Origin of the sequence: Dyella flava (genome assembly GCF_016904955.1) — a bacterium.
GTDB lineage: Bacteria > Pseudomonadota > Gammaproteobacteria > Xanthomonadales > Rhodanobacteraceae > Dyella_B > Dyella_B flava.
The window spans coordinates 106,372-131,173 of the sequence record NZ_JADIKE010000037.1 but is presented as its reverse complement, the minus strand read 5'-3'; the positions used below and the strand labels follow the sequence as shown (position 1 = coordinate 131,173).

Genomic DNA, 24,802 nt, shown 5'->3' with positions numbered 1-24,802 from the left:
GGCGCGGCGTAACCCAACCCATCGTCCGTATTCGTTGGGTTATCCCCCGATCACGTCCAGGGATAACCCAACCCACGCCGCCGGACGGCAATCCAAGCCACCCACCATTTCTGCTAGTCTGCCGCGTTCAACACAGCACACGGCGACGAACGCCCTGTGCTGGCGAAAACGCATAACGGCGCCGGATCATGCAGGACATTCAAGACCAGGGTTCCCACAACGACTACAACCCGCAGGCGGTGGAATCCGCTGCCCAGCAGTATTGGAACGCGCAGCACGCGTACGAGGTCAAGGAGGATACCTCCCGTCCTAAGTACTACTGCCTCGCCATGCTGCCGTACCCGTCCGGCGCGCTGCACATGGGTCACGTGCGCAACTACACCATCGGCGACGTGATCAGCCGCTTCCAGCGCATGAACGGCAAGAACGTGCTGCAGCCGATGGGCTGGGACGCGTTCGGCCTGCCAGCGGAAAACGCCGCGATCAAGAACAACACCGCGCCGGCCAAGTGGACCTACAAGAACATCGACCACATGCGCGACCAGCTCAAGTCGCTGGGCTACGCCATCGACTGGTCGCGCGAATTCGCCACCTGCCGCCCGGATTACTACCGCTGGGAACAGCAGATGTTCACCCGGCTGATGAAGAAGGGCCTGGCCTATCGCAAGAATGCGGTAGTGAATTGGGATCCGGTCGACCAGACCGTGCTCGCCAATGAGCAGGTGATCGACGGCCGTGGCTGGCGTTCCGGCGCGCTGGTGGAAAAGCGCGAGATCCCGCAGTGGTTCCTCAAGATCACCGATTACGCGCAGGAACTGCTCGACGGCCTGGACACGCTGCCCGGCTGGCCGGACGCGGTGAAAACCATGCAGCGCAACTGGATCGGCCGCAGCGAAGGTTTGGAAATCCATTTCGCGGTGGAAAACGAAGCCGAGCCGCTTACCGTTTTCACCACGCGTCCTGACACCTTGATGGGTGTGACCTTCGTGTCGATCGCCGGCGAACATCCGCTGGCGCTGAAAGCCGCCAGGAGCAATCCGCAGCTGGCTGCCTTCCTGGATGAACTCAAGCACGGCGGCGTCTCCGAAGCCGAGCTGGAAACCCAGGAAAAACGCGGCATGCCGACCGGCCTGTTCGCGATCCATCCGATTACCGGCGACAAGCTGCCGGTGTGGGTCGCCAATTTCGTACTGATGGGCTACGGCACCGGCGCGGTGATGGCGGTGCCCGGCCACGACGAACGCGATTTCCAGTTCGCGCACAAATACCACTTGCCGATCAGGCAGGTGATCGCGGTCGGCGGCGCCGACTACGACCCGCAGCAGTGGCAGGATTGGTATTCGGACAAGACGCGCGCCGATATGCGCGTGATCAACTCCGGCGCGCTGGACGGCAAGAATTACCGCGAGGCATTCGACTTTCTCGCTGACACCTTGCAAGCGAGCGGCAAGGGCCTGCGCCGCGTCAACTGGCGCCTGCGCGACTGGGGTGTCAGCCGCCAGCGCTACTGGGGCTGCCCGATCCCGGTGATCTATTGCCCCAAGTGCGAAGCGGTACCGGTACCGGAAGACCAGTTGCCGGTGGTGCTGCCGGAAGATGTGGCCTTCTCCGGCGTGCAATCGCCGATCAAGGCCGATCCCGCATGGCGCAAGACCACCTGTCCGCAGTGCGGCGGCCCGGCTGAGCGCGAAACCGATACCTTCGACACCTTCATGGAATCGAGCTGGTACTACGCGCGCTACACCAGTCCAGGTGCGAACGGCCAGGTGGACGAGCGTGCCAATTACTGGCTGCCGGTGGATCAGTACATCGGCGGTATCGAGCACGCGATCCTGCACCTGCTGTACTTCCGCTTCTATCACAAGCTGATGCGCGACGCGGGTCTGGTTAAGTCGGACGAGCCGGCTACCAACCTGCTGTGTCAGGGCATGGTGATTGCCGAAACCTTCTATCGCGAGAACGCCGACGGTTCGAAGGATTGGATCAATCCGGCCGACGTCGACATCCAGCGCGATGAAAAAGCGCGGGTGATCGGCGCGCTGCTGAAGGCGGACGGCAAGCCGGTGCAGATCGGCGGCACCGAGAAGATGTCCAAGTCCAAGAACAACGGCGTTGATCCGCAGACCATGGTGGAAAAATTCGGCGCGGACACCGTGCGCCTGTTCTCCATGTTCGCGGCACCGCCGGAGCAGTCGCTGGAATGGAGCGAGGCCGGCGTGGAAGGCATGGCGCGCTTCCTGCGCCGCTTCTGGCGCGAGGTGATCACGCACGTCGGCCAGCCGGATCATCCGGAAGTCGATCCCGCCGCGCTCGATGCGGGCCAGAAAGCGCTGCGTCGCCAGTTGCACGAAACCATTCAGAAGGTCAGCGACGATTTCGGCCGCCGCCATGCCTTCAACACCGCCATCGCCTCGCTGATGGAGCTGCTCAACGCGGTCAACAAGTTCAGCGATCAGAGCGACCAGGGCCGCGCGGTACGCCACGAAGTGCTGGAAACCATGGTGTTGCTGCTCAACCCGGTGGTGCCGCACGTCAGCCACGCGCTGTGGCAGGCGCTGGGTCATCCGCAGCGGGTGCTGGACGACCAGCCTTGGCCCAAGGCCGATTCGAATGCGCTGGTACGCGATTCGCTGACCCTGGCCGTTCAGGTCAATGGCAAGCTGCGCGGTACCATCGACGTGCCTGCCAATGCGTCGAAAGAAGAAGCCGAAGCCTTGGCCCGCGCCAATCCCAATGTGGCGGCTTTCCTGGAAGGTCAGGCCGTGCGCAAGGTGATCGTGGTACCCGGCAAGATCGTCAACATCGTCGCAGGATGAAATGCATGACTCGCGTATCGAAATCTCTGTTGCTGCTGTCCTTCTGTGCACTTGCGGCTTGCGGTTTCCATCTGCGTGGCAGCGCGGCCTTGCCCAAGAGCATGCAGCGCGTGCATCTGACGGTAGGCGGCGGCGGTGATTTCCAACGCAAGCTGGCGCGCGCCTTGCTCGCCTCGAATGTGGTGCTGGAAGACAAGGGCGGCCCGGGCATTGCCGAACTTCGTGTTCCGGCGCAGAACTTCGCGGTCCAGAGCCTGACGATCAGCGGCGCGGCTCAGGTGACCGAATACGCGGTGCGCTACCACGTGGCATTTACCGCAGTGGATCCGCAAGGCCAGACCATCGTTCCCTTGGAAACCATCGATCTGCAGCGTGAATACAGTTACGACGCCAGCCAGCCGGTCGGCACGCAGGCACAGTCAGAGCAGATCCAGGGCAGCTTGATCGATGACGCGGTTCAGGCCTTGCTGTTCCGTCTGCAGGCGGTTGCCAGGAACGGTGAAGCAGCGGCGGCGAAGGCGGCAGGTCCGTTGCCCGCCGATGCCAGCACCACCCAAGAGCCGACCCAATACTCGACACCTTTGGACCAAGATTAATCCCCATGCCGCTTAACCCCGCGCAGTGGCAAAAGGCGCTGGCTGCCGACAGCCTGAGCCCGGTATACCTGCTGGCCGGCGAGGAATTGCTGGTGCTGGAAGCAGCGGATGCCCTGCGCGCACAAGCACGCAAGCTCGGTTACACCGAGCGTGATGTGCTGGATGTCGGCGCGCACTTCGACTGGGATGAACTGGCGCGCTCGGCTGCGGGAATGTCCTTGTTCGCCACGCGCCGTCTGCTCGATCTGCGTCTGCCCACCGGTCGTCCCGGCGTAGAAGGCGCCAAGGCCATCACGGAGTTCTGCGGCAATCCGCCACCGGACGTCAGCCTGCTGATTACCGCGGTGGAGTGGAGCAACAAGCACGACGGCGCGTGGACCAAGCAAGTCGACAGTGTCGGCAGCATGGTGGTGTTCAACGCGCCACGGCCGAACGAATGGGAAGCCTGGATTGGCACACGCCTCGCTTCGCGCGGATTGAGTGCGGTGCCCGAAGCAGTCTCCCTGCTGGCTGAGCGCGTGGAAGGCAATCTGCTTGCCGCCGCCCAGGAAATCGACAAGCTGGCGGTGTTGCACGGACAAGGCAAGATCGATGCAGCCGAGATGGAACATCTGGTCGCCGACAGTGCCCGTTACGATGCCTTCAAGCTGACCGATGCGGCGCTGGGTGGCGATGGCGCGCGTGCCTTGCGCATTCTCGACGGCCTGCACGCCGAGGGTGAAGAACTGATTGCCTTGATGGGCTGGCTGGTCAATCAGCTCCAGCTCGCCCTGCGTCTGGCCAATGCCCATGACTTCGCCGCGCAGGCACGTGCAGAGCGTCTATGGCCGGCACGCGAACAGCTTTTCCGCAAAGCGTTGCGCCGCGCCCCCCGCGAACACTGGATGCAATGCCTGGCGCGCGCCGCGCGTATCGACCGAATCGCCAAAGGGCGCGAAGCTGGCGACGCATGGCTGGAAACCCAGCGGCTGATCGCGGCGATCGCCGAGCCGCGCGCGGCCAGGGCGCTGGCATGAACACGCCGGCCCGTTCTTTTCCGGCTCCTTGTCGGGAAAAGGGCTGGGCCAAGCGGTCGAGGCCTGCCATGAATGTTCTTCTTGCGCGGGCGTATTTCTCTAAAAACCGCGAGGAGATAGCAATTCTGCACGATTGCCTCCTCACTCCAACCCTGCTCCCAAAGGGGAGTGGGAGTAGCAAGCTGGATGCATCTGCATGAAACCGCTCGCAATCTTTGGTGGCACCTTCGACCCGATCCATATCGGCCATCTCAGCGTCGCCTGGGAAGCGGCAGAACTGCTCGACGCCGAAGTGCGCCTGATGCCGGCCAGCGTGCCCCCGCATCGCTTGCCGCCGACGGCAAGTGCGGAACAACGCGTCAACATGCTGCGAGCCGCGCTAAGCGGTCAGACACGTCTGACCCTGGACACGCGGGAACTTGATCGCAGCGGACCTTCCTACACCATCGATACGCTGCACGAGTTCCGCAGGGAATTCGGAGATCGACCGCTGGTACTGCTGCTTGGTGCCGATGCCTTCGCGGGTTTGCGCAGCTGGTATCGCTGGCGCGATCTGTTTGAGGTGACGCACATCGGCGTGCTCAACCGGCCGGGGGTTGAGGCCTGTATACCGGTGGAACTGGAGCGTGCCGTAGCGCCGCGGCGGACGGAGGATTTGAACATCATCCGGGCGCAACCGGCCGGGCGGGTGGTTGAGTTGATGGCGACGCCGCTGGAGGTTTCGGCGACGCGTATTCGTGAATTGCTCGCTGCGGGGCGGGATCCGCGTTATCTGTTGCCGGCTGGGCTGTTTGATGATTCAGCGTTGTTGGCGCCGTATCGGGAGTCGTTTGGGCACTGAGGTTTTTTGTGTCTGCATGGTGCCAAGGTGCGTGTATTTCGCTGATTGAGGCATTGCCTGCGGCGCTTTCGGCCTAAAGGCCGAGTCACTTTTCTTTGCTGGCCCAAAGAAAAGTAACCCAAAGAAATGGCCTGAAAGGCTCGTGGCGTGGGTGGGATAAAAGCCTGAGCGATGGCGGCGATGGAATAGTTAATGGCCTATGGTTATGCGCCCCCGCTATACCGCGAGCGTCGGGGCGCTGAGGGCTTAAAGCTCGCCGTATTTGTTTTATCGCCTCACCGCTTCGACGCCTCGCGGTATAGCGGCACTGTGTAAGCGTGGCCTGTTAACCAACAGGGCATGGCGTAATCGTTCAGGCTTGTAACCTGCACAGTGCCACGAGCTTTTGAGGCCATTTCTTTGGGTTACTTTTCTTTGGGCCAGCAAAGAAAAGTGACTCGGGCCCTTTAGGGACCGAAAGCGCCGCAGGCAATGCCTCAATCAGCGAAATACATAGCAATGCGACCCAACACCAATCGCATCAACTCACCCGAAACGCCACAAAACTCATCGCCACCGAATTCATGCAATACCGCAACCCAGTCGGCGCCGGCCCATCATCAAACACATGCCCCAGATGGCTATCGCATCCCGCGCAACTGATGGCAGTGCGGACCATGCCGTAGCTGGTGTCACGAATTTCAATCACATTCTGCTTGGCAATCGGCTGCCAGAAGCTCGGCCAGCCAGTGCCGGAATCAAATTGCGTGGCCGCATCGAATAGGGCAGTGTTGCAGCCCGCGCATCGATACAAACCTTTGCTGTTCGGTTTTTCGTGAGGACCACTGAACGCCATCTCGGTGCCCGCACGGCGCATCACGTAGAACGCCGCATCGGAAAGGCGCTGATGCCACTGTGCATCGGTCAACACCAACTTCTGCACATGGCATGGCCCAAGGTTGTGGCCATCGTCGTCGGCAAAGCATTCCAACAGCAGATCCTGGGCGGGTGCCGCGACGGGTGCGGCTGCGCTCATGACGCCTTGTCCTTTGCCGCCGCCGAGCCAGCGCAGGGCGGATACGCCGCTTATCGCCAGGACGGCACCACCGCCCAGCGCGGTGAAGAGAAAGCGGCGGCGATCCATCGCGTTATGGTCGAAGGTGGAGCCCATGCGAATCTCCTGTTGCTTATGTTGTTGCGATCAGCCGAAAGTGAAGGCGTAGGCGTGTACGCCCGGATCGAGGAAAGTGATTTCAACGACGCGGTCGCCGGTGCCGTGCGCCTGGCGTACCAGTTGATACAAGCGTTGACTGGTTACCGTGCCGTTGCCCTCGGCATCGATATCTGCGCCGTGATCGTCGCCGGGCGTCTTGCCATCGATCGTGATGCGAAAGCGCACGGGTTTGCCGTCTTTGCCCGGGCCCAGCACCAAGTGCATATCACGGCCGCTGAATCGATAGACGATGCTGCCATTGGGTTTGTCCAGCGAGGCGCTTTGTTCGCCGACCGTCCAGTCGCCGTTGAAGGCCCATTGATTCACTTGCAGCGTGGCAGGCGCGTGATAGTTCCAGGGATCGTCGTGGGCAATCTGGCCACCGGCGAAATTTTCGCTGCGTGCGTAGCCCACGTAGGTTTCCGGTGATCGATTGACATCTCCGGAGCTGGCCGCCTCTGCGCCGGTGGCACCCGGCTGTACATAGCCACCGGGAAGATTCTTGTAACCGGCGTCCGTCAGCAGGCGGCGAATCATGTCTTCACTGCCTGCATAGTCGCCTTCGCCAAAATGATGTGCGCGGATCTGGCCGTGCGCATCAATGAAGTAATGCGCCGGCCAGTATTCGTTGTTGAAGGCTTGCCAGATGGCGTAGTTGCTATCCACCGCTACCGGGTAGGTAATGCCGAAATCCTTGATCGCCTTGGCGACGTTGGCTGGATCCTTCTCGAACGCGAATTCCGGTGAATGTACGCCGATCACTACCAGGCCGTGATCGCGATATTTCTGCGCCCATGCGTTTACGTAAGGCAGCGTGCGGATGCAGTTGATGCAGGAGTACGTCCAGAAATCCACCAGGACCACTTTGCCGCGCAGCGATTCAGGCGTCAGCGGTGTGCTGTTGAACCATTGGGTCGCGCCGGCGAGCGAAGGCAGTTCGCCTTCTACCGGCAGCGCATCGCCGGCCTTGGGCGCAGGGGCTGCCGTAGCTGGCGCGGGAGTCACGGCATCGATCAGCTTTTGTTCGATGCTGCTGGTGCTGGCCAGCGAGACGCGCGTCAGCAGTCCCGTATCAGCACCAAGCGCAATCACGGCGACACCACAGAGCACCAAGGCGCCCAGTGCGCGGCGTATCCATTCCCCGGCACCAAGCGAGCGCTTCATCAGGCCAAAAACGCGGCCGCCGACCAGCAAGGCAAGCGCCAATGAAACCGCAGCGCCGGCGGCGTAGGTGAGCAGCAAAAGCGTCGTTTGCACACTGGCGCCCTTGATCGCGGCACCGGTCAGCAGCAATCCCAGGATCGGTCCGGCGCACGGCGCCCATAGCAGTCCGGTCGCCACTCCCAGTCCTGCTGCCGACCAGGGGGAATCGTTTTGTGCATCCGAATGTTCGGTCAACCGATTACCCAGCTTCACGAACGGTCGGGAGATCCATTCGGCAAAGTGCGAAGAGAGCAGGGTGATGCCGAGCATCGCCAGCACGATCAGCGCGATGTAACGCCCATATTGATTGGCGCGCACCGCCCAGCCGCCGCCGACTGCGGCCAGCGTGGCAACCAGCGCAAATGTGAGCGCCATGCCGATCAGCATCGGCAGGCCATTGCGCGCGAACGGGCGGTCGGCGCGTGCAAATACAAACGGCAGGACGGGCAGGATGCACGGGCTGAGAATGGTCAACACGCCGCCCAGAAAGGCGAGGATCAGCAAGATCATGACATCGGCTCTAGATTCGGCTTCTGGTGAGTATTCGCCAAATGGGGCGATACGGTTACAAGTGCGAGTCAGCTTATTGGCAGCGTAACCAGTGCTGCGCGGCCAGCGAATAAAGGCCATGTAGCAGCAAGCGGGATAACGCATGTCATGTCACCGACCCTGACTGCTGGCACCTTGACCTTTGATGGTCCGTGGGCCCTACTACGTGGGCTTCCACGCAAGGTCCCGGATACCGTCAAGGCTGTGTCAACCGAATCCATCAGTGCCAACGAGCAGGCTGACCGGCAGCGGGCGGCGTGGATGGCCGCCGCGCAAGCTGGCGACCAGCGCGCTTATTCGCGCCTGTTGAGCGATTCGGTTGCGCTGATTCGGGCGGTGGCCAGGCGACAAGGTGTGGCGCTGGATGCGCTGGACGATGTGGTGCAGGAAACCCTGCTTACCGTGCATCGCGTGCGTCACACCTTTGATCCGGCGCGTTCTTTCGATGCATGGCTGTCGGCCATTGCGAGCCGCCGCGCCATTGATGTGTTGCGCAGTCATGGCCGGCGCGACCGGCGCGAAGTCCACGACGAACTGGCTTACGAAATGCACGCCGATCGTGACGACGCCAGCGCGGATACCGAGCGCAAGCAGGAGGCCACGCGTTTGCGTGCAGCGATCGATACCTTGCCGCCCGGCCAGCGTGAAGCAGTGGAGCAGCTCGGCTTGAAGGAGCGCTCGCTGGCCGAGGCTGCCGAAAGCACCGGCCGCAAGACCGGCGCGTTGAAAGTAAACCTGCACCGCGCGCTGAAAACGCTGCGCGATCGCCTGAACGGAGAACCCTGAGCCCGATGTCCGAGCCGGTACGCCATCAAGCCCTGATCGACACGCTCGGTGCCGAGCTGACGCCGGTCCGGCGTCTGCTGCCGCCGTGGCAGCGTGCGCTCGGCTGGCTGGCAGTCGTGGCGGTGATTGCCGCGGTGCTATTCGTGCGCTACGGCGCGCACACCATGCTGCACCGTTGGGCTGTTGCGCCGGACCTCGGCTGGGCTGCATGCGGGGCGCTGGTTACCGCCGTGACGGCGGTGTTGGCGGCGTTCGTGCTGGCGGTGCCGGGGCGGCCCCTGGCCTGGGCGTGGCTGCCGTTGCCCAGTGCCATGCTGTGGATCGGGGCCAGTGGCCTGGGCTGTCTGCGCGCCCATATTCCCGGCTTGCCCGTGATGGATATGCACGAGGCCAATCATTGCCTGATCTTCATCATCAGCTTTTCGGTGCCGCTCTCGGCGCTCCTGGTCTGGCTTTTGCGGCGCGCTTGTCCGTTGCGACCGACGCTGACAGCGGTGATGACGGGGCTCGCCAGCGCTTCGGCTTCGGCTTGTTTGCTGGAGATCTGCCACAACGTCGATGCCACCGCGTCGGACCTGCTAATGCACGCGCTGGCCATCGCGATCGTGGTGGGCGTCAATGCGATGATGGGCGGCCGGCTGCTGTCCAGGCATTGAGCCCCCGGTTTCGGTGCTGCACGGCCCGGTTGATGTGGAGGCTCCGCGCCGGAGACGTTTCCGGGCGGTTGGCCTTGTCGCCACGATGGGATACCCCGCACCTGAAACATCCGCTTGACGTGTTGCCATGGCAGGGCGGATATACTGGGCTCGCGCGATCCCGCGCCGTCGATACGCTGAGAGGCCCTAGCTCTTGACTGCTGCCCGCCATACCAAGGCCGTCACCACGGCCGTCCTGCGCAAGTCCGTCATCGCCGCACTCGAAGATCTGAAAGCCAAGGACATTCGTGAGATCGATGTGCGCGGCAAAACTTCCATCGCCGACCTGCTCGTGATTGCTTCCGGCACCTCGGCACGCCACGTCAAATCCATCGCCGACGAAGTGGTCAAGTTCGCCAAAAAGGCGGGCGTGATGCCGCTTGGTGTCGAAGGCGAGCAGGAAGCGGAGTGGGTGCTGGTGGATCTGGGAGACGTGATCGTGCACGTCATGTTGCCGCGCATCCGTGAGTTCTACGGGCTGGAACGCCTGTGGACGGTGGGTGACCGCGACGCCCAGGGCGAAGCCGCCCTAGCCAGTTAATAAATCCGGCATGCGCGTTCGCCTTATCGCCATCGGCGAACGCATGCCCGCATGGGTTGCAGAAGGGTTTGCCGAATACCGCAAACGGCTCTCCCACGATTTGCCTATCGAACTGATCGAACTAAGGCCCGGCGCGCGTGGCAAGGGCCGTGACGATGCGCGCGCGATACAGGACGAGGGCGCGGCGATCCTTGCCGCGCTGCCGCGCGATATCCATGTGGTTGCTCTCGACGGACGCGGCAAAACGTGGTCCAGCGAAGAGCTTGCCGAACAACTTGCGAAGTGGCGCATGGCCGGGCGGGACCTGGCCTTTCTGATCGGCGGACCCGATGGCCACTCGCCCGATGTTTTGGCGCGTGCCGATCAAAAGTGGTCATTGGGTCCGCTCACGCTGCCGCATATGCTGGTGCGGTTGGTGCTGGCCGAGCAGCTTTATCGCGCAACAAGCTTGCTCGCCGGTCACCCTTATCACCGCGCATAGTGGCAGGCTTAGGCAAGCCTCCGTGTGCGTCTGCATCGCCACCGGAGTCCGCATGCGCTTCACGATTCATCAGGCCACTGTCCACCACCTTGACACACTTGTGCCGCTGTTCGATGGCTACCGGCAGTTCTACCGGCAGCCGCCGGATCCTGCACGTGCGCGGAGCTTTCTTGCCGAACGCTTTGCTCATCATGAATCGGTGATTTTGCTGGCTTGCGATGAGCAGGGTACGGGCCTTGGTTTCATCCAGCTTTATCCGTTGTTCTCCTCGGTGCGTGCAGTGCGCACTTACTTGCTCAATGATCTTTTCGTTTCCGTGCAGGCGCGCCGGCACGGCGTAGCCAAGGCCTTGCTGTTGGCGGCGGCGGAACATTCGCGCGCGCTGGGGGCTGCAAGCCTCGCGTTGACCACGGCACTGGATAACAAGCCTGCGCAGGCACTGTATGAATCGCTGGGGTGGGAGCGCGATCAGGTGTTTTGTGAATATGGCTTGATGCTGAGCTGATACATTCGTGTGCACAGCATGGAGCTGCACGATGACCATGACGCCCGAAAACATTATCCGAACCGGTGAGCCCAGTCGCACGGCGCTGCTAGTGGCCCTGCAGCGCGCTGCGCATCAGCTGCTGGATGAACCCATCGTGCTGGAGGACCCGCTTGCCTTGCCGATCCTTGGCGCAGAAACCGAGGCGGCCATGCGCGAAGATCCCTATCAATACAACGAACCCATGATGCGCGGCTTGCGCGCCGCGCTGGTCGTGCGCAGCCGGGTTGCGGAAGATGAATTGGCCCATGCGGTGCAAGCGGGCGTTCGGCAATATGTGGTGCTTGGCGCGGGCCTGGATACGTTTGCCTATCGCAATCCGCATGGCAAGACGGGTCTTCGCGTGTTCGAAGTCGATCATCCTTCGACGCAACAATGGAAGCGGCGCTGCCTTAGCCAGGCGGGAATTCCTGTGCCGGAAAACCTGATCTACGCGCCGGTCGATTTCGAGCATGGGACATTGGGGCAAGGGTTGACTGAGGCTGGCTTTCGTAGCGATCAGGCCGCCTGTTTCTCCTGGCTTGGTGTCACGATGTATCTCACCGAAGCCGCAATCATGGAAACGCTGGGCTTTGTCGCCTGCTTGCCGCAAGGTAGCTCGATCTGTTTCGACTATCGCGTGCCGGCGTCCATGCTCAATCCGATTGAACGGGTGATCGGCGAAGTGATGGGGCAGCGCGCGGCGGCGGCTGGAGAGCCCTGGGTTTCCGCGTTCGATCCGCAGGTATTGCAGCAGCAATTGCTGGATCTTGGGTTCAGCGAAGCCGAAACCTGCACACCGGATGTGTTGAACCGGCGCTATCTGTATCGCCGCAAGGATGGATTGCGCACCGGCGGACGAGTGATGTGCGCCAGGGTATAAGCGTGGCGCCTGTTTGACACGATGTCCCTGCACACATGTTGCAGGGACATCGCATGCAGATCGGCTTACATGCCGATAGCTGTTTCAGCCTTCACGTAGGGCAGGTTGTGAACCTGGGCCACCGGCTCGCAGGTGACCTTGCCTTCGCACACGTTCAGACCGTTGCGCAGGTGCGCGTCTTGCGCCAGCGCCTTCTTCCAGCCGTGGTTGGCCAGGGACAGGGCAAACGGCAGGGTGACGTTGTTGAGCGCAAAGGTCGAGGTGCGAGCAACCGCGCCGGGCATGTTGGCCACGCAGTAATGCACCACGCCGTCGACCACGTAGGTTGGGTCGGAGTGGGTGGTGGCGTGCGAGGTTTCCACGCAGCCGCCCTGGTCGATGGCTACGTCAACGATGACCGAACCCGGCTTCATGCTGCGCACCATGTCATGCGTCACCAGCTTCGGTGCGGCAGCACCCGGCACCAGCACGGTACCGATCAGCAGGTCGGCGCGGCGCACCAGTTCCTCAATCGCCGAGCGGGTGGAGAACACGGTGGAGATGGAGGTGCCGAACTGGGTGGCGAGGCGCTTGAGGGCTTCGGCCGAACGGTCGACGACCGTGACCTTGGCGCCCATGCCGACGGCGATGGTGGCTGCATGGGTACCGGAAACGCCGCCGCCCAGAATGACCACTTCAGCAGCGGCTACGCCCGGCACGCCGCCAAGCAGCACGCCGCGGCCGCCCTGGGCCTTTTCCAGCGAATGGGCACCCACCTGCGGTGCCAGACGGCCGGCGACCTCGGACATCGGGGTCAGCAGCGGCAGCGAGCCGTTGTTGGAGGTGACGGTTTCATAGGCAATGCAGATCGCGCCGGAGGCGATCAGGTCATGGGTCTGCTCGGCGTCGGGCGCCAGGTGCAGGTAGGTAAACAGGATCTGGCCCTTGCGGAGCTTCTTGCGTTCGACCGCCAGCGGCTCTTTTACCTTCACGATCATGTCGGCTTCGGCGAAGATCTGGTCGGCATTGTCGACGATCGTGGCGCCAGCAGCGATGTAGTCGGCATCCGTCAGCCCCGCGCCGATACCTGCATCCTTCTGGACCATCACCTGATGGCCGTTGTGCACGAGTTCCTGCACGGACGACGGAACGAGGCCTACGCGGTACTCGTGATTCTTGATCTCTTTCGGTACACCGATGCGCATGATTGTTCTCTCTAGAAAAGGGCTGAAGACGCGCCGGTTCTCCCGGCTTCGCGCGGGTGGCAGTATGATCGAGACATTGCGCAATTTCTCTTTTATTAAGGTGATCGATTTGCTAATTTTCCGCATGGGATGCGAAATATTCCGAAAGATGTGAAATCCATGACGAGTAATCATCCGCCTTTGGACGACCGCGACCGGGCCATCCTCCGATTGCTCCAGCAGGATGGGCGTCTGGCCAATCTGGACTTGGCCCTACAGATCAATCTGTCGCCGTCGGCTTGCCTACGACGGGTGAAGCTGCTTGAAGAGCGCGGGCTGATATCCCGCTACGTGATGCTGCTGGATGAAAAAGTGGCCGGCTTGCCAGGTACGGCCTTCGTGCTGGTGACGCTCGATCAACAGGGGCGTGCCGCCCTGGATGCTTTCGAGGCCGCCATCCAGCGGCATCCGGAGGTGACCGAGTGCTGCCTGCTTGCCGGCGCAGCTGACTACATGGTGCGCGTGGTGTATGCCGATTCCGCGGATTTCGAACGCATCCATACCGAGATCCTTACCCAACTGCCCGGCGTGGTGCGCGTGCAGTCGACACTGGCCTTGCGTACGGTCAAGAAGACGACCGCCTTGCCGGTGTAGCGGGAGCTAGGAGTGAGTAATGAGGAGTGAGAAGTGAGAGGGAAGCGTTCAGTGACACGCGCTTGCTTACTTCTCGGGGGCTTGATGCTTTTTAATCGATAAGGAGTGCGTGTGCTTTATTTGGCTTCGCAATCACCACGCCGCCGGGAGTTGCTTGAGCAGGTTGGCGTGGTTTTTTCAGTTTTGAATGTCGATGTGCTGGAGCAGCGGGCTGTCGGTGAATCACCGCAGGACTATGTGCATCGGGTTGCGCGCGATAAAGCGCGTGCCGGGCTTGCGCAGTTATCGCCGCACGATCGTGAGCATGCCATCGTGCTTGGCTCGGATACGGAAGTAGTGCTTGATGGCGATGTGTTCGGCAAACCGCGCGATGCGGATGATGCGGCGTCGATGTTGCATCGCCTGTCCGGCCGCACGCATGAGGTCATTTCCGCCGTATGGCTGGTGGCGGCCGAGCTTGAGCAGGGGGATATCTGTATTTCGAGAGTGCGTTTTGCGAAGCTCGATAAGGCTGCTATTACGGCTTATGTCGCCAGCGGCGAACCCTTCGGCAAGGCGGGTGCCTACGCGATCCAGGGGCGCGGTGCGGGCTTGATCGAACATCTGGAAGGCAGTTATTCCGGCGTCATGGGCCTGCCGTTGTTCGAGACTTCGCGCCTGCTGAAAAACTTCCATGCGGCCATCCCGGCGCGGGCATGAACGATCAGGTCGCGGCGAACAACGCGATCAACGCAAACAGATTGTAGACGCTGTGCGCGAGTATCGCCGGCCATAGCGAGGCCGATTTCAGGCGCAGCCAGCATAAGGCGGCAGCCAGCAACATCAGGTTCGGTATGGCATACCACTGAAAATCCAGCCCGCTTAGATGCACGGCACCGAACAAGGCTGCGCAGATCACCACTGACCAGCGTGTCGACAGGCGATGCATCAGTGCGGAAAGCAGCACGCCGCGGAACAACAACTCTTCGATCAGCGGACCCACCGTCACCGCCACGATCGCCAGGGGCAAGCGCAGGTTGCCGGACGCGTGGCGGCTGATTTCCTCGACGTTCTGCGTGACTTGCTGACCGTGCGCCAGCAGTTGCGTCATCACGGCGCCGATCGGTGGCATCGCCAATCCGATCAGCAACCCAAGCACGTACCAGTTCGCGGATGAGGGGGCCGTAAGGCCAAATCCCGGTGGTCTGGGATTTGCCCACAAGCCTGGCCAGGTTCGATGCACGAACCAGAGCATCAACAGCGCGATCAGCGGCAACACCAGGATGACGAGCAGGGCATTGCTGTCAGGGCGCTGGAGCAAGGTCATCACTCGCTCATGTACCTGCGCATGCGATAGGTCCGGATGACGGGCCGCTTCCAGCAGCGCTGCCACGAAGCTGACCATGGCGCCCGCCGCAAGCTGCAGCAGGAAATACATCACGATCAAGCCGAGCGCGTACACCACACGCGGCGCGCGCCCGTCGCCGTCCATCATGGGTGACGAAATCGGTTCGTCCGGCTTGATCGGCCACACTGCCATGATGCGTTGCTTTAACCGCCCAGCACTGCCCGGCCCAATCCCAGCGCGGCCATGACGACCAGCGCGGCCCAGCCCAGCATGCCTACCAGATAGCCGGGGCCGCGCTTCTTGGCATTCTGCAGATAGGCCAGCGCATACCAGATGCGGCCTACGACCCAAACCAGGCCGGCGACGCCTGCCCACAATACGTAACCGTAATGCGCGGCGAGCCACAGCGCAGGCAGAAACATCAGCGTGCTTTCCAGCGTGTTCATTTGCACGCGGTAGGCGCGCTCGAAGGCTGGGTGTCCGCTGGTCGCCGGCGCTTCGATACGGTATTTCCCGCGTGCATGCCCTACGGCATACATGGTGCCGAACTGCAGGATAACCGTCAGCAGGGTAACCAGGGCGGGCAGGTTCTGGATCATGATTACGCTCATTGACAAGGTGCCGTCACTGTAGCGGTTTGGTGCGAAGCTGTGGGGAGGGCCGGAGAGGCCCAACGACATATTGACGGCGCAGGACACCGGAGGACGTGGGGACGGGTTCAAAAGCCAGAAGTCAGAACGCCGGGATCGATAGCGAAAGCGATGGCCAAGGATTTTGCGATGACGTTTCCGAAGCTGGCGGCTTGTATCGCTTACTGTTCTGTCCAGCCGTTGCTGGCAGTTGCGGTCACGCTGCGGTGACAGCGGCTTCGTGCATGTCGAAGCGATAGATATCCATCGCCAGAAAACCCAGGTCGACGCCTGCATCGATGCGCTTTGCGGCAACGTGCTCGCCCGCTGCGCCCAGTGCGACATAAAGTGGCAGCAGGTGTTCGTCGGTAGGATGCGCACGTTCTGCGAATGGCGCTAGTCGGCGGTAATTGAGCAGTGCCTGGACGTCACCGGCTTGCATCGTTTGCTCGATCCAGTGGGTGAACGGGCGCACGTACGGTGCCTCTTGTTCTTCACTGTAACCGGCGCGGAAATCGTGCAGGTTGTGCGTGATGCTGCCGGAACCGATCACCAGCACACCTTGTTCGCGCAAAGGAGCCAGCGCGCGGCCGACGGCGTATTGATGCGCCGGACCAAGGTTCGGCTGGATCGACAATGGAACGACCGGGATGTCGGCATGCGGATAGAGCAGACGCAGCGGCACCCATGCGCCGTGGTCGAGCCCGTGTGTGGCGTCGAGCTGTGCTGAAAGGCCCGCATGCCTGAGTCGCTGCCTGATCTGCTCGGCGAGTTCCGGTGCGCCAGGCGCGGGATAGCGAATCTCGAACAGTTCGCGCGGAAAACCGTAGAAATCGTGGATGGTTTCCGGTTGCGCTGCGCCGCCAACGGTTGGCTGATGGGCCAGCCAGTGTGCCGTGGCGATCACAACGGCCTTGGGGCGCGGCAAGTTGGACGCCAGTTCAGCCAGACGTTCGCCGGTCTTGCCGGGATGCAAGGCCGTCATCGGCGAACCGTGTGAAATGTACAGGCTGGGCAGGGTGCTCATGGCGACGGCTTATGGATGCTCTGGTCCATAAGTATGGGCTGCCTGGGATCGTTGAAGTGGGCGGCGGTCTGGAACGCATCGTTGCTTGCCGCGAAACAATGGGGGCGTGGCTTTGGCCATTCGCCCCTCAAAGGACAAGTCGGTGCAACGTAAGTCGCCGACGTGTGCCAGGGTCTTCATCGAAGCGTGCCGCCATTCCCGCATCAGCGAAAATGACGGCTGGACGAAACTTCGCGGTGTTGCTTATTTCCGACGCGGCGGCTTCGCACCACCATGTCCATGCGGACGCGGTTTCCCGCCATGACCCCGCGTATGCGCGGGCCGGAACCCCGGTTTACGTGGCGGATGTTCGCCAGCGCTATCGTCGTTGCCATCCCACTCGCTAATGCGCAGCATCTGCTGGTTCACCCACACCTTTTTCAGATGCTGGAAGATTTCGCCCGGCATGCCGTCGGGCAGGTCGATCAGGCTGTAGTCGCCACGAATGCTAAGGCGGCCGATGTACTGGCTTTCCAGTCCTGCTTCGTTGGCGATGGCGCCGATGATGTTGCCGGGCTTCACGCCATGCTCGTGCCCCACTTCGATGCGATACGTGCGCTTGCCGGCTTCAGTGGCATGCGGCCGCACCTGGCGCGGTGCGAACTCGCGCTGCTGATCACCATCGCGATGACGCGGCTCGCGGGCGGGGCGGCGCGTGTCGCCGTCATGGCTGTGACTGGGGCGCGCTTCCTGCTCACGCGTGCGCTCGCGCTTCGCCGGAGGCTCCATCAGCAGCGGTCGGTCGCCTTGGGCGATACGCGCGAGCGCCGCGGCAATTTCGATCGCAGGAATGTTGCATTCCTGTTCGTACTGTTCGATCAGTTGCTGGAACTGTTCCAGGCCACCGAGTGCCAGGGTGTCGGTGATGTTCTGCTTGAAGCGCGAGATACGGCGATCGTTGACGGCCTCGACCGTGGGCAGCTTCATCTCCTCGATCGGTTGCCGGGTAGCGCGTTCGATCGCGCGCAGCATGCCTTTTTCGCGTGGCGTGACGAACAGGATCGCTTCGCCGCTGCGTCCCGCGCGGCCGGTACGGCCGATGCGGTGGACGTAGCTTTCGGTGTCGTAGGGAATGTCGTAGTTCAGCACATGGCTGATGCGCTCCACGTCCAGGCCGCGTGCGGCAACGTCGGTGGCGACCAGGATGTCGAGCTTGCCGTCCTTCAGCTGTTGAATCACACGCTCGCGTTGCGGCTGGGCGATATCGCCGTTGATGGCCGCTGCGGCCAGGCCGCGCGCTTGCAGTTTCTCCGCCAATTCTTCGGTCGCCTGTTTGGTGCGCGCGAAGATGATCATCGCGTCGAACGGCTCGGCCTCGAGAATGCGCGTCATCGCATCCAGCTTGTGCATGCCGCTTACCCACCAGTAACGCTGGCGGATGTTGGCCGCCGTGGTGGTGGCAGCCTTGATGGTGACTTCAACCGGATCCTTCAGATGCTGCTGGGCGATCTTGCGGATCGGCGGCGGCATGGTGGCGGAGAACAACGCGACCTGGCGCTGCGGCGGCGTGGCTTGCAGCACCTTTTCAACGTCATCGATAAAGCCCATGCGCAGCATTTCATCGGCTTCGTCGAGCACGATGAAGCGCAGCTCGGACAGATCGAGCGTGCCGCGATCCAGGTGATCGATCACGCGGCCCGGCGTACCGACCACGATGTGCACGCCGCGGCGCAGCGCCTGCAACTGCGGGCCATAGCTTTGTCCGCCGTAGATCGGCAGCACCTGAAAGCCGGGCATATGGGCGGCATAACGCTGGAAGGCTTCGGCAACCTGGATCGCCAGTTCGCGTGTCGGTGCCAGCACCAGCGCTTGCGGTTTGCCGGGGCGCATATCGATGCGTGAAAGGATCGGCAATGCAAAGGCGGCCGTCTTGCCGGTACCGGTCTGCGCTTGTCCCAGCACATCGCGCCCTTCCAGCAATGACGGAATGGTCGCGGCCTGGATGGGCGAGGGCGATTCGTAACCCACGTCGGACAGGGCTTGCAGCACAGCCGGCGTGAGCGCAAGCGCAGAGAAACCAGCGGAGGCTGGGGTGGAGTCGGAAGACGGGGACGACATGGGGAGACCTCGACGTGGCATGCGCGAAGGCATGCAGGAGAATAGTCACTATTGTAACAGCCTGCAGCGGCATACCCTTGCTGGTCTGATGCGCCTATCGGGACAACAGCATGAAGAATCGCCTGAAAGACCGTGTTGCCCTGGTGACCGGGGCTTCCTCGGGCATAGGTGAAGCGACGGCGCTGGCCTTGGCCGAGCAGGGGGCCAAGGTGGCGGTTGCCGCCCGGCGCAAGGACCGGCTTGACCAGCTTGCCGCCAAGCTCGCTGAGCTGGGTGCCGAACCGTTGGTACTGGTCGCCGACCTCGGCCGCGAAAGCGAAGCGCAGCGCATCGTGCAGGAAACCGAGCGGCATTACGGCCGCCTGGATATCCTCATCAACAATGCAGGTGTGATGTATCTGGAGCCCGTTGCCGAAGCCGATCTTGGCCGCTGGCGCAGCATGCTGGAATTGAACGTGCTGAGCCTGATCGCTTCGACCCAGGCTGCACTGGCTGGCATGCGTGCGCGCCGCGACGGGCATATCGTCAACCTATCGTCGGTGGCCGGCCGTGTCGCCAATCCCCTCGCAGCGGCTTACGCGGCGACCAAGTTCGGCGTGGTGGGCTTTTCCGAATCGCTGCGGCGCGAAGTGTATAAGGACAATATCCGTGTCAGCGTGATTGAGCCGGGAATGGTGGATACCGAATTACGCAATCACGTTGCGCACGAAGCAAGCCAGCGAAACGTAAATGCACGTGCGGGTGAAATGCGCCAACTGCAGGCCGAGGACATCGCCGACACGATTTTGTTTTGCGTGACGCGGCCGGATTACATGTGCATCAACGAAGTGTTGTTGCGTCCGACGGATCAGGAGCGGTGAGCGCACGTGTGATTACCCCGCCCTCGTTGCAAACACCACGCACCCATATCCGTCTGGCCGAAGAGGCGGATGCACCCAAATTGCTGCGCTATCGCCTGGAAAACCAGGCGCATCTGGCGCCGTGGGAGCCCTTGCGCGAGCCCGAGTACTACAGCTTGGCGCATTGCATCAGGACGATTACCGAAGGGCGGGCCCACGCCAGCCAGGATCGGGGATATCCGCTGATCGCGTTCGATCGGGACGAGCAGGGCATCCTTGCGACCTTCACTTTCGCCAATATCGTGCGCGGCGCATTTCAGGCCTGCCATCTTGGCTATGGCGTCGCCGCGCGGATGCAAGGGCAGGGCCTGATGCTGGAAATTCTGCGGCCGGGCATCGCCTGGGCGTTTGCCGAACTCGGTTTGCATCGCGTGATGGCGAATTACCTGCCGCGCAATGAGCGCAGTGCGAAACTGCTGGCGCAGCTGGGCTTTGAACGTGAAGGGTATGCCAAGCGCTATTTGCAGATTGCCGGGGTGTGGGAGGACCACATTCTTACGGCGCTGATTCGGCCCGATACGTAATCGACAGTAGGTTGGGTAGGTTGGGTTAGCGGAGCGTAACCCAACTGATGCTCATCGAAGCCACAAAACATCGTTGGGTTACGCTGCGCTAACCCAACCTACGCAAAGCGCGATTACGCTTTTGCAGCCGGACGACGCCCGCGCGAATGACGCTTGCGATTGCCCATGGCGTGCTCGCCGCCATTGTTGTGCTGCACGTGCGCGTGGGGACGATGCGACGATCCCCCTTGCCGTTGCGGACGTTGTTGCTGGCGCTGCCCTTGCTTCGGACGCGGTGCGTGCGCATCCAGCCGCAGCGGCGAAGACAGTTCGAAGCCCGGTACTTCAAGGATCGCGATGTCTTGGTTGAGCAGCTTGCGGATGTCGCGCAGCAAGCCGGATTCTTCATGGCTGACCAGCGATAGCGCGACGCCTTCGGCACCCGCGCGGCCGGTACGGCCAATGCGGTGCACGTAATCCTCAGCCACCATGGGCAGGTCGTAGTTGATCACGATGGGTAGCTGATCGATGTCGATACCGCGCGCAGCGATATCGGTGGCTACCAGTACCGTAATACGGCCGTTCTTGAAATCGGCCAACGCGCGCGTGCGTGCGTTCTGGCTCTTGTTGCCGTGGATGGCGGCGGCGCGCAGGCCGGACTGCTCCAGAAAACGCACCAGCTTGTCGGCACCATGCTTGGTGCGGCTGAACACCAGCGTCTGCCGGCGGCTGTCCTTGCTCAGTACATGCAGCAGCAGGTCGCGCTTGCGCGGAGCGTCGACCGGATGAACCTGATGGCTCACCGTGGTGGCTACGCTGTTGGCCGGCGTCACCGAGACTTCGCGCGGCGACTGCATGAACTGCATCGCCAGCGACTTGATCTCCGGTGCAAAGGTGGCCGAGAACAGCAGCGTCTGCCGCCGCTTGGGCAGTGCGCCGACGATGCGCTTGAGCGGGGGCAGGAAGCCCATGTCGAGCATGCGATCGGCTTCATCCAGCACCAGCACCTCGATACCGCTGAGGTCGATCGTGCGCTGCTGCATGTGATCGACCAGGCGGCCGGGCGTGGCGATAACGATATCCACGCCACGGCGCAGCGCCTGCATCTGCGGGCCCATGCTTACGCCGCCAAAGATGACCGCGCTGCTGACGCGCAGGTGCTTGCCGTAATCACGCAGGTTGTCGTGGATCTGGGCGGCAAGCTCGCGGGTGGGGGTCAGGATCAGGGCGCGCGGGCGGCGCGTGCCGGAAGGGGCGCTGCCCGACATGCGCTGCAACAGCGGCAGCGAAAACGCAGCGGTCTTGCCGGTGCCGGTTTGCGCGGCAGCCAGCAGATCGTGGCCTTCCAGTACGACCGGGATGGCGCCTGCCTGGATCGGGGTGGGTTCGCTATAGCCCTGTTCGGCAAGCGCGCGCAACAACGCAGGGGCCAAGCCCAGCGATTCGAATGACATGAAATGCTCCTGTGCAACCCGGAGCCTTCGTGCAGAACCGCGTTGCTGTAATTAGTTATGTAATGCCCGGGGCGTTGGGGAAACGCAGCGCCCGAATGGGCGTACCCGTTCGGACAGTATACATGAACAACTCATGGGCCGTCGGCCTCTGGGGCCGAAGGTGATAGCCTCCCGCAGTCGTTTACCGGGAGTACCGCATGTCCGTCCTGTCAGCCTTGCGTGAGTTGAACCACGAGCAACGGCATACCGTGCTGGCGAGTTTCCTGGGGTGGACGCTAGATGCTTTCGACTATTTCATCTTCACCTTCGTGATCGTCGGCATTGCGAACGAGTTTCATGTCGACCGTACCGAAGTCACGCTGGGCGTCTTTCTGACCCTGATGGCCCGGCCGGTGGGAGCGTTCCTGTTCGGACGGCTGGCCGACCGTTACGGGCGCCGGCCGGTGCTGATGATCGACGTGATTCTGTTTTCGATCTTTGAACTCGCGACGGCGTTTTCACCCTCGATCACGGTCTTGCTGGCGATGCGTTTTTTGTTCGGCGTGGCGATGGGTGGTGAGTGGGGCATCGGCGCGTCGCTGGTGATGGAGTCGATTCCGCCGAAATCACGCGGTCTGGTATCGGGGTTGCTGCAAAGCGGTTATCCCTGTGGCTTCTTCCTCGGCGCACTGGTGAATTGGCTGCTGGTGGACCACATCGGCTGGCGCGGCCTGTTCGTGGTGGGCGCGGTGCCGGCTTTGCTGGTGCTGTATATCCGCCGCAAGGTGCCGGAATCGCCGGCCTGGGAGGCGAGTCTGGCCGAACACGGCAAGCGCAGCCTGGGCGAGGCTATGCGCGGGCACTGGAAGCTGGCGATCTACCTGATGTGCCTGATGGCCGCCTTCAACATGTTCAGTCACGGCTCGCAGGACATGTACCACACGTTCGAGGAAGTGAATCTGCATCTGCCGACCGGCTCGAGCGCAGCATTCGTGTTGGTGGCATTGCTTAATCTGGGGGCCTTGGTCGGCGGCATTTTCTTTGGCGCATGGTCGGAGAAGATCGGCCGCCGCCGCGCCATGATCATCTCGGCCTTGTTGGCGATCCCGGTGATTCCGTTGTGGACGTACGGGGGCTCTCTTTTGCTGCTGGGCCTTGGCGCCTTTCTGATCCAGGTGATGGTGCAGGGCGCCTGGGGCGTAGTGCCGACCCATCTCAACGAACTATCGCCGGATGCGGTGCGTGGCACCTTGCCGGGTTTTGCCTATCAGATGGGCAACCTGATCGCGGCGGGCACGGCGACGGCGCAATCCTGGCTGGCCAGCCAGGATGGACTGGGGCTGCCACTGGTGATGTCGCTGTGGATCGCGGTGGTGGCGGTGTTGCTGGCGCTGCTGGTCTGGCTGGGGCCGGAGGCGCGTGGCGTGGGCTTCGGTCAGTCGCGTAGCTGATAGAATCGCCCCTTTCGCTTCTACCGAGAGACAGGCAATGAAGGCTGGTAAGGACAAGGTCATCGCGTTCCACTACACGCTTACCGTGGACGGCGAGAAGGTTGAAAGCTCGCACGAGGGCGGGCAGCCGTTGTGGATTCTGCTTGGCCACGGCCAGTTGATTCCTGGGCTGGAAAAGGCGCTGGAAGATCACGGTGCCGGTGACACGCTGCAGGTGGAGATTGCGCCGGCCGAAGGCTATGGCGAGCGCCAGGAAGGTCAGATCCAGCGCGTGCCGAAGAAGTATTTCCAGGAAGCCAGGCATCTCAAGCCGGGCATGGTGACGGTGCTGGCGCTCAAGCAGGGTGGTCAGCGTGCGGTGACGGTGCACAAGGTCGGCATGAGCACGGTCGATGTCGACCTTAACCATCCGATGGCTGGCAAGACGCTCAACTTCGATGTGGCGGTCCAGGAAGTGCGCGACGCGACCGAGGAAGAGATTCAGCACGGTCATGCCCATCCGCCGGGTGCCGAGGCGCACTGAGGCGCTTTTAAAATAGCTGCAAAACAACGGCGCCCAAGGGCGCCGTTGTTGTTTTCATCGCGGATAAAAATCAGACCAGCGAGATCTGCACATCCACATTGCCGCGCGTCGCATGCGAGTACGGGCAAATGTCGCGGTGAGCAACGTCCACCAACTCCTGTGCCACGGCGCGATCGATGCCGGGCAGGCTTACTTCCAGTTTCACCGCAATCGCGAAACCCGCCGGGTCACGCGGACCGATGCCGACATGGCCGGTCACCGAAGCTTCCTTCAAAGCAATCTTCTTTTCACGTGCCACAAAGCGCACGGCACCTTCGAAGCAGGCCGCGTAGCCGGCGGCGAACAGTTGCTCCGGATTGCTGCCGTGGCCGCCTGGGCCGCCCAGTTCCTTCGGCAACTTCAGATCGAAATCCAGCACGCCATCGCTGCTGTGGATGTGGCCTTCACGGCCACCCTTGGCGGTGGCAGTAGCGGTGTACAGAACCTTGGTTGGGTTGCTCATGGTCTTGGTCTCAGTCGTCGTCGGAGGGAGCGGCCAGCTGGGCCGCGAGGGATTTGAGTTCGTCGCGCAGGCGCACGAAGGCGTCGACGGACATACAAAGTCGTTCGGCCAGGCAGCGCGGCACTTCGGCCGCACGTTCGTGCAGCTTACGCCCGGCTTCGGTCAGCGTGATTTCCACTTCACGCTCGTCGCTCTGCCGGCGGCGGCGCTGCACCAGGCCGCTCTGTTCCAGGCGTTTGAGTAGGGGGGTGAGCGTGCCGGAGTCCAGTTGCAGGCGTACACCGAGTTCGCGCACGGTCAGCCCGTCACGCTCCCACAGCACCAACATCACCAGGTATTGCGGGTAGGTCAGCTCCAATGCTTCTAGCAATGGCCGGTAGACCGCTGTCATGCGGCGTGACGCGGCGTACAGCGCAAAGCACAGCTGTTCGTCGAGAAGCAGGGTAGGGGTGATGGGGCTGCTCATGGCAAA

General features: G+C 62.3%; 26 protein-coding genes. 16 read left to right on the top strand and 10 right to left on the bottom strand.

Features of this window, described 5'->3' with window-relative positions:
* The first annotated feature begins 188 nt into the window (after positions 1-188).
* From leuS to nadD, 4 genes are all read left to right on the top strand, one after another.
* On the top strand, positions 189-2,816 hold the full coding sequence (gene leuS, locus ISP19_RS13980; protein ID WP_204683030.1) for a leucine--tRNA ligase: 2,628 nt from the start codon (positions 189-191) through the stop codon (positions 2,814-2,816).
* 5 nt (positions 2,817-2,821) lie between these two features.
* Positions 2,822-3,412 carry an LPS-assembly lipoprotein LptE gene (locus ISP19_RS13975; RefSeq protein WP_204683029.1) on the top strand — a complete coding sequence of 197 codons (591 nt, stop codon included), beginning with the start codon at positions 2,822-2,824 and terminating at the stop codon, positions 3,410-3,412.
* Positions 3,413-3,417: 5 nt separating this feature from the next.
* A complete protein-coding gene (holA, locus tag ISP19_RS13970; protein ID WP_204683028.1) occupies positions 3,418-4,428 on the top strand; it encodes a DNA polymerase III subunit delta in 1,011 nt (336 codons plus the stop codon).
* A gap of 196 nt (positions 4,429-4,624) precedes the next feature.
* Positions 4,625-5,269, top strand: coding sequence for a nicotinate-nucleotide adenylyltransferase (gene nadD, locus ISP19_RS13965; protein ID WP_204683027.1), 645 nt, complete (start codon positions 4,625-4,627; stop codon positions 5,267-5,269).
* A 520-nt stretch (positions 5,270-5,789) separates the two neighbouring features.
* Here nadD and msrB read toward each other — a convergent pair.
* Positions 5,790-6,419, bottom strand: coding sequence for a peptide-methionine (R)-S-oxide reductase MsrB (msrB, locus tag ISP19_RS13960; protein WP_239556821.1), 630 nt, complete (start codon positions 6,417-6,419; stop codon positions 5,790-5,792).
* 30 nt (positions 6,420-6,449) lie between these two features.
* Positions 6,450-8,174: a cytochrome c biogenesis protein DipZ gene (locus tag ISP19_RS13955; protein WP_204683026.1), complete on the bottom strand. Its 1,725-nt coding sequence runs from the start codon at positions 8,172-8,174 to the stop codon at positions 6,450-6,452.
* Positions 8,175-8,474: 300 nt separating this feature from the next.
* Here ISP19_RS13955 and ISP19_RS13950 point away from each other — a divergent pair, with 300 nt between their 5' ends.
* The 6 genes from ISP19_RS13950 (at position 8,475) to ISP19_RS13925 (ending at position 12,122) form a co-directional block, all read left to right on the top strand.
* Positions 8,475-8,999 carry an RNA polymerase sigma factor gene (locus ISP19_RS13950; protein ID WP_239556846.1) on the top strand — a complete coding sequence of 175 codons (525 nt, stop codon included), beginning with the start codon at positions 8,475-8,477 and terminating at the stop codon, positions 8,997-8,999.
* A 5-nt stretch (positions 9,000-9,004) separates the two neighbouring features.
* On the top strand, positions 9,005-9,655 hold the full coding sequence (locus ISP19_RS13945) for an NrsF family protein (protein WP_204683024.1): 651 nt from the start codon (positions 9,005-9,007) through the stop codon (positions 9,653-9,655).
* 193 nt (positions 9,656-9,848) lie between these two features.
* A complete protein-coding gene (gene rsfS / locus ISP19_RS13940) occupies positions 9,849-10,235 on the top strand; it encodes a ribosome silencing factor (protein WP_204683023.1) in 387 nt (128 codons plus the stop codon).
* Positions 10,236-10,245: 10 nt separating this feature from the next.
* On the top strand, positions 10,246-10,716 hold the full coding sequence (gene rlmH, locus ISP19_RS13935; protein ID WP_204683022.1) for a 23S rRNA (pseudouridine(1915)-N(3))-methyltransferase RlmH: 471 nt from the start codon (positions 10,246-10,248) through the stop codon (positions 10,714-10,716).
* Positions 10,717-10,768: 52 nt separating this feature from the next.
* On the top strand, positions 10,769-11,221 hold the full coding sequence (locus ISP19_RS13930; RefSeq protein WP_204683021.1) for a GNAT family N-acetyltransferase: 453 nt from the start codon (positions 10,769-10,771) through the stop codon (positions 11,219-11,221).
* A gap of 31 nt (positions 11,222-11,252) precedes the next feature.
* Positions 11,253-12,122, top strand: a complete 870-nt coding sequence (locus tag ISP19_RS13925) for a class I SAM-dependent methyltransferase (RefSeq protein WP_204683020.1) — start codon at positions 11,253-11,255, stop codon at positions 12,120-12,122.
* Positions 12,123-12,187: 65 nt separating this feature from the next.
* Here the strand turns inward: ISP19_RS13925 and ald are convergent, their stop codons facing one another.
* Entirely contained in the window at positions 12,188-13,306 is a 1,119-nt protein-coding gene (ald, locus tag ISP19_RS13920; RefSeq protein WP_204683019.1) for an alanine dehydrogenase, read from the bottom strand.
* 159 nt (positions 13,307-13,465) lie between these two features.
* Between ald and ISP19_RS13915 the strand changes: the two genes are divergently transcribed.
* A complete protein-coding gene (locus ISP19_RS13915) occupies positions 13,466-13,939 on the top strand; it encodes an Lrp/AsnC family transcriptional regulator (RefSeq protein ID WP_204683018.1) in 474 nt (157 codons plus the stop codon).
* A gap of 111 nt (positions 13,940-14,050) precedes the next feature.
* Positions 14,051-14,638 (top strand): Maf family protein, encoded by a 588-nt coding sequence (locus ISP19_RS13910; protein WP_284384691.1) that lies wholly within the window; start codon positions 14,051-14,053, stop codon positions 14,636-14,638.
* Between the two features lie 4 nt (positions 14,639-14,642).
* Here the strand turns inward: ISP19_RS13910 and ISP19_RS13905 are convergent, their stop codons facing one another.
* From ISP19_RS13905 to ISP19_RS13890, 4 genes are all read right to left on the bottom strand, one after another.
* Positions 14,643-15,458, bottom strand: coding sequence for a CPBP family intramembrane glutamic endopeptidase (locus tag ISP19_RS13905; protein ID WP_204683016.1), 816 nt, complete (start codon positions 15,456-15,458; stop codon positions 14,643-14,645).
* Between the two features lie 11 nt (positions 15,459-15,469).
* Complete coding sequence (locus tag ISP19_RS13900) at positions 15,470-15,862, bottom strand: MAPEG family protein (RefSeq protein WP_204683345.1); 393 nt, start codon at positions 15,860-15,862, stop codon at positions 15,470-15,472.
* Between the two features lie 250 nt (positions 15,863-16,112).
* Complete coding sequence (locus ISP19_RS13895; RefSeq protein ID WP_204683015.1) at positions 16,113-16,922, bottom strand: dioxygenase family protein; 810 nt, start codon at positions 16,920-16,922, stop codon at positions 16,113-16,115.
* A 243-nt stretch (positions 16,923-17,165) separates the two neighbouring features.
* A complete protein-coding gene (locus ISP19_RS13890) occupies positions 17,166-19,019 on the bottom strand; it encodes a DEAD/DEAH box helicase (protein WP_204683014.1) in 1,854 nt (617 codons plus the stop codon).
* A gap of 110 nt (positions 19,020-19,129) precedes the next feature.
* On the opposite strand from ISP19_RS13890, the gene ISP19_RS13885 reads away from it, so the two are divergent.
* The gene (locus ISP19_RS13885; RefSeq protein ID WP_204683013.1) at positions 19,130-19,879 is read left to right on the top strand and encodes an SDR family oxidoreductase; all 750 of its coding nucleotides are present in this window, start codon (positions 19,130-19,132) and stop codon (positions 19,877-19,879) included.
* Positions 19,876-20,442 (top strand): GNAT family N-acetyltransferase, encoded by a 567-nt coding sequence (locus ISP19_RS13880; protein WP_284384692.1) that lies wholly within the window; start codon positions 19,876-19,878, stop codon positions 20,440-20,442. The genes ISP19_RS13885 and ISP19_RS13880 overlap by 4 nt, the downstream gene beginning before the upstream one ends.
* Before the next feature lie 113 nt (positions 20,443-20,555).
* Here ISP19_RS13880 and ISP19_RS13875 read toward each other — a convergent pair whose 3' ends face one another.
* Positions 20,556-21,875, bottom strand: coding sequence for a DEAD/DEAH box helicase (locus tag ISP19_RS13875; protein WP_204683012.1), 1,320 nt, complete (start codon positions 21,873-21,875; stop codon positions 20,556-20,558).
* Between the two features lie 197 nt (positions 21,876-22,072).
* Between ISP19_RS13875 and ISP19_RS13870 the strand changes: the two genes are divergently transcribed.
* Both ISP19_RS13870 and ISP19_RS13865 read left to right on the top strand, forming a co-directional pair.
* The gene (locus tag ISP19_RS13870; RefSeq protein WP_204683011.1) at positions 22,073-23,305 is read left to right on the top strand and encodes an MFS transporter; all 1,233 of its coding nucleotides are present in this window, start codon (positions 22,073-22,075) and stop codon (positions 23,303-23,305) included.
* Between the two features lie 37 nt (positions 23,306-23,342).
* Positions 23,343-23,828 (top strand): FKBP-type peptidyl-prolyl cis-trans isomerase, encoded by a 486-nt coding sequence (locus tag ISP19_RS13865; protein WP_204683010.1) that lies wholly within the window; start codon positions 23,343-23,345, stop codon positions 23,826-23,828.
* A 70-nt stretch (positions 23,829-23,898) separates the two neighbouring features.
* On the opposite strand, the gene ISP19_RS13860 is transcribed toward ISP19_RS13865, so the two are convergent.
* Positions 23,899-24,330, bottom strand: a complete 432-nt coding sequence (locus ISP19_RS13860) for an organic hydroperoxide resistance protein (RefSeq protein ID WP_204683009.1) — start codon at positions 24,328-24,330, stop codon at positions 23,899-23,901.
* Positions 24,331-24,340: 10 nt separating this feature from the next.
* Positions 24,341-24,796 carry a MarR family winged helix-turn-helix transcriptional regulator gene (locus tag ISP19_RS13855; protein WP_204683008.1) on the bottom strand — a complete coding sequence of 152 codons (456 nt, stop codon included), beginning with the start codon at positions 24,794-24,796 and terminating at the stop codon, positions 24,341-24,343.
* Between the last annotated feature and the right edge of the window lie 6 nt (positions 24,797-24,802).